The sequence below is a fragment of the Paraflavitalea pollutisoli genome (assembly GCF_029360705.1).
Lineage (GTDB): Bacteria > Bacteroidota > Bacteroidia > Chitinophagales > Chitinophagaceae > Paraflavitalea > Paraflavitalea pollutisoli.
Window position 1 is genome coordinate 3,822,900 of record NZ_JARKMX010000008.1, and the last position, 12,457, is coordinate 3,835,356.

Sequence of the window (12,457 nt, forward strand, 5' to 3'; positions counted from 1 at the left end):
ACGTTATTGCGCGCCCGTCTTAAAGATTCGATTAAGATTTGATCTCCCTATGAGGGAGGTCGTTTCCCAGTGTGCAAAATGATTGCCACTACACGCAAATCCGGGAGGTATAATCAACAGCAGGGAAGCATTCCCTCACTACTCAAAGAATACATCCTGATCGATTCAACCGCTATAAGCGTATCTGCCTTTTATATCCATTCTACCGGTCATTGGGAACTGCAGGAATACAAAGACATTGATTCCTCCCTGATGATACAAACAATACAGGTTGGCATCCCATTGAAAGACATTTACGAAGACTCCGGCCTGGCATAGGCCACAAAAAAAGGACCCTCGCGGGTCCTTCGTATATCAATTTCTTATTGCAAGCTTATTTCTTTTGCACCTTTTTGAAAGCTTCCAGCCCACATTTTAACCACTCGAGGTATTCCTTTTCACTGGGCGTATAACCAACAGGGCGGGTCAGCAATTGCTCATCAGGTGAGATCAATACATACAATGGCTGAGAGCTGTTGACAAAATTAATGCTCTGCATCGCTGCGAAGACATTTCCAACTGTGACAATATCTGTAACCGAGCCATCGTGGAAAGTATACTTAAACTGCTCATCAGCTGGCAGCTTGGCGCGATCGTCCACATACAGCGACACCAGCACATATTCCTTCTCGATCAACTCTTTGATCTCCGGTGTAGGCCACACATTTTCTTCCATTTTACGGCAGTTCACACAAGCCCATCCGGTGAAGTCGATCAACACTGGCTTGCTCTGTTGTTTAGCCAGCTGCAGCGCCTTCTGATAATTGTTCACTACCTGCGCCTCCACACCTTTGAATGCATCTTTACCATAGATACTATAGGTAAGCGGTGGAGGGAACCCACTGATCAATGAACGGTTGGCATACTTTGAATTCGTGAGGCCGGGTACCAGGTACAGGGTAAATGCACCAAACAGGATACCTAATGCGATACGGACCTTGGTCAGCTTAGGCTTGCCTTCGTGTTTGAAACGCAGGATACCGAACAGGTAAAGTGTTAGCAGGATACCGATGATAATCCAGATCGCAAAGAACACTTCCCGTCTAAGAATACCCCAGTGCTCAACCAGGTCGGCATTGGAGAGGAACTTAACGGCCAGCGCCAACTCCAGGAAACCGAGCACGATTTTTACCGAAGTAAGCCAGCCACCAGAACGTGGCAATGACTTCAACAGGCTGGGGAATAAAGCAAATATGGTGAATGGCAAAGCGAGCGCGAGGCCAAACCCTGCCATGCCCATTGTCAACTGCATAGCACCGCCATCGCTCGACAGCGAGCCTGCCAGCAAGGAACCGAGGATAGGACCAGTACAGGAGAAAGACACCAGCGCCAGTGTCAACGCCATAAAGAAGATGCCGATAAGGCCACCGGAACTGGCTTTGGCATCCGCCTTGTTGGCCAGTCCGCTCGGCATGGTGATCTCGAATAACCCAAAGAACGACAACGCAAATACGACAAATATGATAAAGAAGAAGAGGTTAAGCCAAACATTGGTAGAGATCGTATTCAACACCTGCGAGTTGCTGGCTCCCACAAAGTGGAAGGGGATACTAAGGATCACATAGATCAGTAGAATGAATACCCCGTACATGACGGCATTGAAAATGCCCTTACTACGTGAAGGCGATTGCTTCGTGAAGAAGGATACGGTCAGCGGGATCATGGGAAAAACACAGGGTGTCAACAAGCCGATAAGACCGCCCAGGAAACCCAGGATGAAAATACCCATCAGGCTCTTCGAACGATCGTCTTCTATACCTGTACCTCCACAGTTATTAACCGGATTGTTGAGGTCGATATTTTCGCGCTTGAGCTCTTTTGCAGCTTCAGCCGATTCCTGAATACCGCCTGCCTGCACGCTGATATCGCCGGTAGCCGAATTGATCACAAATAAAAAGGGAGCCTCGACCGGGCTGGGAATTTCTTCTCCTTTCATCACCATATAGGTAACCGTACCCCTGATCTTCTTCAATCCATCTTTTACTTGCACTGTAGCCATGATCGTCGCCTCATTTTCAAAGAACTTAATGTTCATATTGTCAAGAAGCGGCTCTTTGGCCTGTTGCAACTTACCAATCTCACTCACCGTTTGACTGGTGATATTCGCAGTAGTTGCACTGTCGAAAACAACACGCGTATTGAGTTCGTCGTCTTTTGCGGTCGTTGAAAACAGGCGCCATCCTGGCTGTACCGTAGCCTGAAGGGTCAGCACATATTCGTGATTGGCTTTTTTCAAGGCCTGAAACTGCCACTGGACATGGGTGGCTATGGAATCCTGCGCCCATAAACGAGTAAGTGATAAAAGAATGAATACCCCTACTAAGTAGATTTTTTTATTCATGATCTGTAGCTGTGAGAAAAAATAAAACGAGCTCCTTGCACAGGAACCCGTTTATATTGATCAAATATTTTTAGTTCTGCATACGTCTTACTATCCTCCAATGCCCACTGAAAAAACATAAGTCTTCGGCGGTAAACAGGTCCTGTCATTACACAAGGTAAACTCTATCTTACCGGCCAAATTGGTCTTACCACTACCCTTCACCTTCACTACCTGCACAAAATCGACCGTCTTTTCGTAGTAGTTCACTACCCCGTCCAACACGTCTTCATGTTTGGTGATCAACTTACCAGCCTCCTTGGTTTTGCCATTGAGCGTCAGCAAAGGATTTTTGGTATAGGAGATAAGTGTGGGCGCCGGCATATCTGCTCCCGCATTTTGAGAATACAGGTGCCAGCCGGCATCGATCGTAGCCTTAAGATGGACCTCAAAAGTCCCGTCGGCCAGTTTACGGGCACTCTGCACCCAGTTTACTTTATCCTGGGCCAGCGAAGCAGTAGCGATCATAACAGCAAAAAGGGAAAGTAGTTGTTTTTTCATATGTCAGGCTGCTTATCCACCGATGTTTACGGAGAAGTTGATCTCAGCAGGAGGAAGGCATTTTTCATCATTACATACCATGTACTCCACTTTACCAGCCAGGTTGGTCTTGGCGGCTCCCTTTACTTTTACGACCTGTACAAAGTTGACGGTATGCTCGTAGTAATTCACCACACCATCCCAAACATCTTCTTTTTTCTTGATCAGCTTGCCCAACTCCTTGGGTTTGCCATCTACTGTCAGCAAGGGATTTTTGTTGAAAGAGAACGTCGTCGGTACTGGCCCATCAACGCCTACATTTTGAGAATAGATATGCCAGTCGCCGGTAATGGTGGCGGTCAGGTGTACCTCATAGGTCTTATCGGCTATCTTCTTAGCGGTAAATGTCCAATTAACAGGTTTCTCCTGCGCAAAAGCACCAGCAAAACCAACAACAGCCAAAACGAGTAACAGGTATTTCTTCATCATGAATGTTTCTATTAAGACAGAAAATGAGGAGCAATGTACTAAAGGTTATCTTAATTTTTCTTTAAAATGACTCTGTCTCCTGCGATTAACCCGTTATAGGCAGTAACCTTTCCCGGATACCCAGGTCTTTGACCAGCACCGGAATGGATTCACAACGAATCCATTACAGAACGAATCAGCTGGGGTTGCCCAAAACGACAACTGTTGCAAATGACGCTGCAGAAAATGCAAGTAGCTGATTTACATTAAGTTGAATACGACTTAGGCCTGCGTCCAGTAGCCAATATACAGAGCCCATCCAAAAATAATCCAATGCAATGCCGAAGCAAACCAGGTACGCGTGGGATAAAAATAGGCAGCAGCATGAAAGGCCGTCAACGGTACGGCACACAATAGCCAGTTTACATAGTTGTTACCCCCATTGGCCACGATGATCAGCATCGATACGATGAGGAACACCAACAACAGGCTCCAGCTTTTGCGCACGTTGATCAACATCTTCGTCAGGTTATTCTGCACAAAGAAGCCGCCAATAATAAAAGGAAAGATCAACAAGGCTATGCTCACCGTTACGGTGATGGAGGAAGGCATCACCGGCAGGTTGAAGGAAATATTGGGCTGTATCTTTTTCCAATCCCACTGGTTGGTCAGGAACAAGACGATTCCGAGGAAATAATATGGTGTTGTAATACCCAGTATGCCGATCAGCCATTCGCGTACCCGCAGCGGGCGCATGATAAACAGCGACACCAGCAAAAAGACGGCAAACACGATGGCAGGTTTGTACATGAGCGTCACCACCCCGGTCAGCAGGCCCACATTGAAAATGGCCGCCCCCGGTTTGTTGGAGTTGTACAAAACACTCACCCGGTAGTAGATCCAGATCAGCAACGAGTTGATCAGCAACGGCGCCGAAAAATGGTTCCACTCGATAAACAACGTGGTAATGAGCAGGTAGGCCATGCCCGGCAGGTAATTGGGCCGGGCGATCATCTTCTGTTCATTGCAGACCTTATTGAACATAATGGCCTGACTATACAGCAGGAAAAACGTGATCAGGGTATAAATGATGGGCGGGAAATGCAAGGGCGCCAGGAAATCCAATAACCAGATATACACGAAATGATCGTCTGGCTGCCGCAAGGGAGGCATCGGATGCAGCAGCATACCAAACTTAAGAACGAGACCATAAATCAGCAACACCAGGATGTTGCCGGAATTCTTCTGTTTAAAAAGGCCAGTCACTGGATATGGATAGAAGGGTTAGAAATCAACTTTGGCGAACGTTAAATAATTCCGATACTGACAGGGAATGATCATAGAGCGGGCACTGATCTGCTTGCCATAACGCGGCATGAACTCGATCGCCCGGTCGAGCCCCTTCAGGGTTGGCCTGCGGGTGATCTGACCTTCGGGTCCGATGCTCTGGTCATTCAGCAGCAAGGTACGACGCTCATACAGATTAAAGAGAAAATGCAACTCTCCACCTGTATTCATAATCTGGTGTGATACCAATCCTTCACCCTCATCATCAAACTGGCTCTTCGGTATCACATTGTTCCACTCCAGGTTCCCGTCTTTATCGAACGACAGGATCATGATATTCTCCGCATGATAGCGGGTGTTCTGCGATCCATTCCCCCACCGGTTCCAGGGTGACCCCCAGGAATTGTAATAGGGGGAATAATAATTATAATACATCGGGGATGCCCAGGGACTGTTCCAGTTGTAATAATCCCACCGGTTAAAAGCCCCACCGCGGGAAGTCGTGTACATCGACTCTCCGATCAGGATGAAACCGCCGTCGCGCTTCACGATCATATTCTTAATGAAATAATCGTTGAAGGCCAGTCGCAGGTTGGCATCAGGCCCCTTCGCCAGCCGGCGCAAGTCTTCCGAAAAGGCCAGGTTCGATTCCCGCAACAGCGCATCGGAGCTTTTGTCCCAGACCGCTGTATACAATCCCTCGATATTCCCCCGCTTCTGCTTATAGTACAAGGCAGTGAATATATAACGCCGATTGGTATTATCTATTTTGATCTTTACCTCATCCAGCACTTTTTCTCCGATTTTAAGGTCGGAAATCACAAACTGCTCCTCCGTTGCTTTCTTCCTTATCAGCCGCACATCCGACACGAAATCACTGCCACTTTTCCGGATATACTTGCCAAACACCATATCCCCATCATTGTCGACCAGGAAATCTGTGAAATAATCGTTCCGCTCTTCCATGGCCAGCGACATCCGGTGCTTTTGCTGCAACTGCAGCTCATTGTTGTACAACAGGGTGGTGAACAGGAAGTTGTTGGGATTCTTGCTGTTGATCTTGAACACCAGGATCTTGCTCTTATCATCACTGAATACCGTCGTATAGATCTTATTGCTGGCTGCCCACCCAATGCGGGTCGTATCCAGCTCAACAGGATCCGTCAGCATTTTGGCCTGGGAGTTCAGTTTTACGCCCATACAGTATACCACTCCTTTACGCTGAAATTGGTAGATCATCCACAGGTGATCGGTGAAGGGTACAAAATCGACATTGATCCACCGGTCGTCCATATAGTCGAGCTTCACCCGCTCCACCAGTTTCATCTCGTTATCGTATACACTGATAGCATTATCTGTCCGGTTGTTCTTGAACACCAGAATATTATTGCCCACTTTGCCAATGATCTCGAAGTTGGTACGACGGCTATCGTCGCGTTCCGATTCTGAATAATAAATTCTTTGAGCAGAAGATATCAGCGGAAAACAGGCGATCAGGACAAAGGCCAGCAACGAGCCAATTAGTTGATTTTTCATCGTGGAGTTGCAATGCATTAGCACATTCTTGCATGCCAAATTAAGGATTGTAGTACGCCTGCCCAAAATTTCCATATAATTTTAAGTATTTGTATTTGTGGTAATTGCTGGTGGATGAAAGCATTCGGGACACGCGCTCCGGCTTGCGTCCTGTGAGGCACCCCCACCAACCTATAGACGGATAGAAACACAGAAAGGCTGCCAGCCCCCCGCCTGGCATAAGAAAACGATAAACCCGGCCGACCTCCCGGCCTTTTCCTAACGGCCTGGACCCGATGTACTTTTCGCGGTTCTGGTCAATGGATGTGCCGGTACAGCGTATTGCATAAATCGCCCCACAATAAATGATGCAGACAATTCATTTATTTACGTATACCTTTGTTCTGCCGGGTTCCTGTAACCCGGCATTGTAATTGACGATATTGTTAAACCCTTTGAAACGGGATAAGCTACACTACAGTGAGCAAACAGATTAACAAAGTGACCGCGGCAGGGCTGGTAGTTGCATTAGGTATTATATATGGCGACATTGGCACATCCCCGCTCTACGTTTTCAACGCTATTATCAGCGACCGGGTGATCAACGAAGACCTCATTATCGGAGCGCTTTCCTGTATCATCTGGACCATCACCCTTCAAACCACCGTCAAGTACGTAATACTTGTATTGCAAGCCGACAACCGGGGGGAAGGGGGTACTTTCGCACTGTATGCGCTGGTCAGGAGGCAGCGAAAATGGCTGGTCATACCGGCCATGATCGGCGGGGCAGCTCTACTGGCCGATGGTATCATTACCCCGCCCATCTCGATCACCTCCGCCGTCGAAGGCCTTCAAAAGATACCCGCACTGGAAGGCAAAATAGACCATTACATCATTTACATCGTTATTGCCATCCTGGCGCTCTTCTTCTTCCTCCAGCAATTTGGTACCGCCTCTATCGGCAAACTCTTCGGCCCCATCATGCTGATCTGGTTTTCCATGCTCGCCATTCTGGGAACCTGGCACCTGTTTGACGATATTACGATCCTGCGGGCCTTCAGCCCCTACTATGGTATCGAGTTCCTGCATACCTACCCGAACGCATTATGGCTGCTGGGCGCCGTCTTTCTTTGTACCACGGGTGCGGAAGCCCTGTACAGTGACCTGGGCCATTGTGGAAAAGGCAATATCCGGGTATCCTGGATCTTTGTAAAGACCTGTTTATTACTCAACTACCTCGGTCAGGGCGCTTCTTTGCTGAAGCACCACACCGGTTTACAAATAACGGCGGAAGTCAAAAAGACGCTTGGCATCAATGCTTTTTACGACCTGATGCCTCAATGGTTTGTGATCGTAGGAGTGGTGATCGCCACCACCGCCGCCATCATCGCCAGCCAGGCCATGGTATCCGGCTCCTTCACCCTCATCAGTGAAGCGATGCGCCTCAACCTGTGGCCCAAATTCAAGATCCGCTACCCTTCCGAAGAAAAGGGGCAGCTGTTCATCCCCAGCCTCAACCTCATGATGTTCCTTGGCTGTGTCGGCATGGTCGTCTACTTCCAGACATCCTCCCGCATGGAGGCAGCTTATGGCCTGGCCATCATCCTCACCATGCTCACCACGACCATTCTGTTTGCCAACTACCTGGTGGCCAAACGGGTCAAGTCGACCTATATCTATATTTACCTCGCGGGCTACATCGCCATCGAGATCACCTACCTGATCGCCCTGCTGCAGAAGTTCACCCACGGTGGCTATATCACCCTCATTGTTGGCGGTATCATGTTTGCCGTGATGTACATCTGGTTCCGCAGCCGCAAGATCAAGAACCGCTATGTGGAGTTTGTACGGCTGGAGCATTATATCCCCCAGATCCAGGAGCTCAGCAACGACAAAACCGTTCCCAAGTATGCTACCCACCTGGTATACCTCACCAGTGCAAATAATCCTAAGGAGATCGAGCACAAGATCATTTACTCGATCCTCAACAAGAAGCCCAAAAGGGCCGATATCTATTGGTTTGTACATGTCGACACACTCGATGATCCGTACACCTGCGAGTACAAAGTAGACCATATCATCCCCAACGATATCATACGGGTGGAGTTCCGCCTAGGTTTCCGCATGGAGCCACGCATCAACCTCATGTTCCGGAAAGTTGTGGCCGACCTGGTAGCCAACAAAGAAGTAAACATCACCAGCCGCTACGAAAGCCTGGAAAGGAACAATGTGGTGGGCGACTTCCAGTTCATCGTGATGGAAAAATACCTGAGCCAGGACAATGAACTGCCTTTCATCGAAAGGCTGATCATGAAACTACACTTCACCCTCAAAGACTGGAGCCTCTCGGAAGAACGCGGATTCGGATTGGATACGGCCAACGTAACGGTCGAGAAATTTCCGCTCATCGTGGCCCCTGTCAACAACCCGAACCTCAAACGGGTGTACGACCCCGACGAACAATTTTAAAGATACCAGGCCACCGGCTCACCGCCAGCTGCCTGCACCTCATCAACCCCTGGGCTTTTGCAACAGCAAACACTCAGGGGTTTATTGTATCTTCAGACAAGGCTCTATTACGACACACCAAAACCGGTCATCGCCTTGCCTGTCATCGTCTGGTACATATTGGGAGGAATTGCGTTGCTGACAATAGCCGCCTGGCTCTTGCAAGACCGGTTCATTTTCAAACCAGAGCGACTACCGGCCGATTTCAAATTCAAATTTGACGTTCCTTTCCATGAGCTGTTCTTTGACGTAGAACCGGGCGTACGCATCAATGGCCTGCACTTTTACCGCGCAGCACCCAAAGGGCTTATTCTTTACTTCCACGGCAACTCCCGCAGCATCAAAGGTTGGGCGAAATACGCCCGCGACTTCTACCGGTACGACTACGATGTGGTCATGGTCGACTACCGCGGATTTGGCAAAAGCACCGGCAAACGCAGCGAAAAAGAAATGCTGTCAGATATGCAGTTTGTGTATACCGCCCTCACGAAAGACTACCCGGAACATCACATCATCGTGTACGGCCGCAGCATCGGCAGCGGTTTTGCCTGTAAAATTGCCGCAGACAACAAGCCCCGTTACCTGATCCTCGACGCCCCGTATTATAATTTCCGCAAGGTAGTAGAGCGCTTTTTGCCCATCCTGCCCGTACGGTATGTACTGCGGTACCATCTACGCTCCGATCGCTGGATACGGTATGTCAACTGCCATACCTACATCATTCATGGTACGAAAGACTGGCTAATTCCCATCCGCCACAGCGAAAACCTGCAGGCCATCAACCCAACAAAGATCACCCTCATCCGCATTCATGGTGGAATGCATAATAACTTACCTTCGTTCCCCGAATACCACAATTTTGTCCGGGACATCCTGAAATATTAAATGAAGAAAAAGAGTAGAATTCCCAGTTGGGTCAGCATCCTGATCATGGTCTATTGCCTCGGTGGCATTGTTATCTACTATGGGCAGGAAAAGATCATGTTGCAACCTGAGCCGGTCAGCATCGACAGCAACTACGCCTTCCCCAATCCCTACCGGGAAGTCAATATCCCATATGCGGCCGACGTAAATATGAATGTGATACAGTTCACGACGAAGGATAGTGTACCGAAGGGCGTGGTATTGTATTTTCACGGCAATAAGCAAAACATTGGTCACTATGCCAACCAGGCTCCGGCATTTACCAGGAACGGCTATGAAGTATGGATGATCGACTATCCCGGATACGGTAAAAGCTCCGGAACGCTCACTGAGCAAGGTTTGTACGATTGGGCCCTCACCTTGTATAAGTTGGCCCGTGCCCGCTACACGCCCGATAGCATTGTACTGTATGGACGATCGATGGGCTCTGGTATAGCGACGCAGCTGGCATCCATACGCGATTGCAAATACCTGCTGCTCGAAGCACCTTACTATAGCTTTCCTTCCATCATGTCCAGTTACCTGCCCATCTACCCCTACGAAAGGTTGATCCGCCTAAAGATCCCTACCTGGCAATATATGCAAAAGGTGACCGCACCGGTTACAATATTCCATGGTACCAATGATGGTGTGATCAGGATCAGCAATGCCCGCAGATTGCAGCCATACTTAAAGCCAAATGACCGGTTTATCGAGATAGAAGGCGGCAGCCACAACGACCTGTCGGCCTTCAAACCCTATCAGCAGGCGCTCGACTCCCTGCTAAGCCGTTAAAAAAAAAAGACCGCACCGGGCTTTGCCTGGTGCGGTCGGTATAGAAGATCACTTGTATCCTTAGATAGGTACCACGTTGGCGCTCTTATTCTTTCTGATCTTATCGGGCATGCCCGCCAGCACTTCTTCTTTCAGCACTTCTATCAGCCGCTTCTTCACAAAATCACGGTGCACCACCAGGCTTACTTCCCGCATGGGCGCCGGCTTCTGAAAATGACGGACCATTTGCAGCCGCTTAGGGTCCATATCGAGGGTAGTGAGCTCGGGCAAAATAGTGATCCCATCATTCAACTCCACCATCCGGCGCAAGGCTTCAATACTACCAGCTTCATATTCAAAATGGGAGCTCATTTCGCTCGACTTGCGCAATTCACATAGGTTCACGATCTGTGATCGAAAGCAATGCCCTTCTTCCATGAGCCACAGCTTTTCCGGATCGATGTCCTGCGCCAGCACATACGTTTTTTTATAAGCAACATTCTTCTTCGCCACATAGGCCAGCAGCTCTTCGTAAAACAATACATGCTCTTTGATCCCTTTTTCCTGGAGCGGCGTCACCACAATACCTACATCGATACGTCCTTCTCTTAACCGGCTGATAACATATTCGGTCAGCATTTCCTGCACGATCAGCTTTACATGGGGATATTTCTTGGCGAAGCTTTGCACGAAGAGGGGCAGCAGGTAAGGCGCCAGGGTGGGGATGATACCGATGCGCAGCTCACCGGTTAGGATTCCTTTCTTGTTTTGCACGATCTCCTGGATCACGTTTTTCTCGGCCAGGATCTTTCGTGCCTGTTCGATGATCTCCACACCGGCTTCTGTTGGCACTACAGGTTGCTTGCTTCGATCGAAGATCTTGACACCCAACTCCTCTTCCAGTTTTTGGATCTGCATACTGAGGGTGGGTTGCGTTACATAACACCGGTTGGCTGCCATGGCAAAATGCCGGCAGATATCTACCGCCACGACGTATTCCAGTTGTACAAATGTCATATAGAGTCCCTCTATGAGTCGATTCGATTAATCAATTAGATTTATCGGCAAAATAAACGAAGTTTTGCATTAATAATCGAATTGGCTTGGCTGATTGGTTATATAGGTTACACAATGGAGGGCGCATCGGAGAGGTCTGGTGCGTCCATTTTTTTTACTCCTCCAGTGAAACCCGCTGCTTGCCTACCTTAAGCTTGTACCCTACTCCTACCTTCAGGGCGTAGTTGGGCGCCTCGTGGCTGACGGGAAAGTTGAAACAGATCGGATAGTCGTACTCTTGTACGATCTCGTGAATGATGTCGTAGATGGGTTTGCCAAAAGGACGCTCGGTATCCTTATTGTCGGTGAACCCTCCAATGACAAGACCTGCCAGCTTATCGAGCTTACCAGCCCGCTTCAATTGGTACAACATCCTGTCGACATTGTATTTGTATTCGCCTACATCTTCCAGGAAGAGGATCCTGCCCTTAGTCTTGACATCGGAAGGGGTGCCAACGATATGCGCCAGCAACGAAAGATTTCCACCGACCAGTTCACCAATCGCTTCTCCTTTTTGGTTGTATTCATGCGGTTCACAATGATAGCGTGCCGTTTTGCCTTCAAAAGCATGCTTCAGCGACTGTACATATTCGTTTTTGAACCCTTCATCGTTGAAGGCTGCTGCCATCGGGGCATGTAAAGAAGCGATATTGTAGTTGCTGTAAATATGTGCATGCAACACGGTAATATCACTGAACCCGATGATCCACTTGGGTTGCTTTTTGAATGCTTTGAAGTTGATGTGATCGATGATGCGCCCCATGCCATATCCACCGCGGCCACATAGTATCGCCTTTACCGAATCATCATCCAGCATGGCCTGAAAATCTGCCAGCCTTTCCTCATCCGTACCAGAGAAATAATTGGTTGAATCACTACCCAGGGTTTTGCCCACTTTTACAGTGTATCCCCATTGTTGCAAAACGTCGATACAGGTTTGCGCTTTGTCAGCATCCATATAACCTGCGGGACAGGTAATGCCGATCGTATCACCCGGTACTAAATAAGGAGGAGTTTTTACCATACTAGTTGCAAGTTAAGGATCGA

Annotated in this window: 11 protein-coding genes; 4 read left to right on the forward strand and 7 right to left on the reverse strand. The window is 48.6% G+C overall.

The annotated features are described in order from the left end of the window. Positions 1-78 precede the first annotated feature (78 nt). The gene (locus P2W70_RS28920) at positions 79-318 is read left to right on the forward strand and encodes a hypothetical protein (RefSeq protein WP_276485061.1); all 240 of its coding nucleotides are present in this window, start codon (positions 79-81) and stop codon (positions 316-318) included. 55 nt (positions 319-373) lie between these two features. Here P2W70_RS28920 and P2W70_RS28925 read toward each other — a convergent pair whose 3' ends face one another. From P2W70_RS28925 to P2W70_RS28945, 5 genes are all read right to left on the reverse strand, one after another. Continuing rightward, on the reverse strand, positions 374-2,380 hold the full coding sequence (locus tag P2W70_RS28925) for a protein-disulfide reductase DsbD family protein (protein ID WP_276485062.1): 2,007 nt from the start codon (positions 2,378-2,380) through the stop codon (positions 374-376). A 90-nt stretch (positions 2,381-2,470) separates the two neighbouring features. Next, the gene (locus P2W70_RS28930) at positions 2,471-2,920 is read right to left on the reverse strand and encodes a protein-disulfide reductase DsbD domain-containing protein (protein WP_276485063.1); all 450 of its coding nucleotides are present in this window, start codon (positions 2,918-2,920) and stop codon (positions 2,471-2,473) included. Between the two features lie 12 nt (positions 2,921-2,932). Next, on the reverse strand, positions 2,933-3,388 hold the full coding sequence (locus tag P2W70_RS28935; RefSeq protein ID WP_276485064.1) for a protein-disulfide reductase DsbD domain-containing protein: 456 nt from the start codon (positions 3,386-3,388) through the stop codon (positions 2,933-2,935). Between the two features lie 261 nt (positions 3,389-3,649). Then, positions 3,650-4,633: a DUF6427 family protein gene (locus tag P2W70_RS28940; protein ID WP_276485065.1), complete on the reverse strand. Its 984-nt coding sequence runs from the start codon at positions 4,631-4,633 to the stop codon at positions 3,650-3,652. A gap of 18 nt (positions 4,634-4,651) precedes the next feature. Further along, positions 4,652-6,190: a hypothetical protein gene (locus P2W70_RS28945; protein ID WP_276485066.1), complete on the reverse strand. Its 1,539-nt coding sequence runs from the start codon at positions 6,188-6,190 to the stop codon at positions 4,652-4,654. Between the two features lie 459 nt (positions 6,191-6,649). Here P2W70_RS28945 and P2W70_RS28950 point away from each other — a divergent pair, with 459 nt between their 5' ends. The 3 genes from P2W70_RS28950 (at position 6,650) to P2W70_RS28960 (ending at position 10,375) form a co-directional block, all read left to right on the forward strand. Continuing rightward, positions 6,650-8,638: a KUP/HAK/KT family potassium transporter gene (locus tag P2W70_RS28950; protein ID WP_276485067.1), complete on the forward strand. Its 1,989-nt coding sequence runs from the start codon at positions 6,650-6,652 to the stop codon at positions 8,636-8,638. A 135-nt stretch (positions 8,639-8,773) separates the two neighbouring features. Next, complete coding sequence (locus P2W70_RS28955) at positions 8,774-9,562, forward strand: alpha/beta hydrolase (RefSeq protein WP_276485068.1); 789 nt, start codon at positions 8,774-8,776, stop codon at positions 9,560-9,562. Then, complete coding sequence (locus tag P2W70_RS28960; protein ID WP_276485069.1) at positions 9,563-10,375, forward strand: alpha/beta hydrolase; 813 nt, start codon at positions 9,563-9,565, stop codon at positions 10,373-10,375. A gap of 60 nt (positions 10,376-10,435) precedes the next feature. On the opposite strand, the gene P2W70_RS28965 is transcribed toward P2W70_RS28960, so the two are convergent. Together P2W70_RS28965 and P2W70_RS28970 are read right to left on the reverse strand one after the other, a co-directional pair. Then, positions 10,436-11,371: a hydrogen peroxide-inducible genes activator gene (locus P2W70_RS28965; protein ID WP_276485070.1), complete on the reverse strand. Its 936-nt coding sequence runs from the start codon at positions 11,369-11,371 to the stop codon at positions 10,436-10,438. A 154-nt stretch (positions 11,372-11,525) separates the two neighbouring features. Then, complete coding sequence (locus tag P2W70_RS28970; protein WP_276485071.1) at positions 11,526-12,434, reverse strand: S66 peptidase family protein; 909 nt, start codon at positions 12,432-12,434, stop codon at positions 11,526-11,528. Positions 12,435-12,457 lie beyond the last annotated feature (23 nt).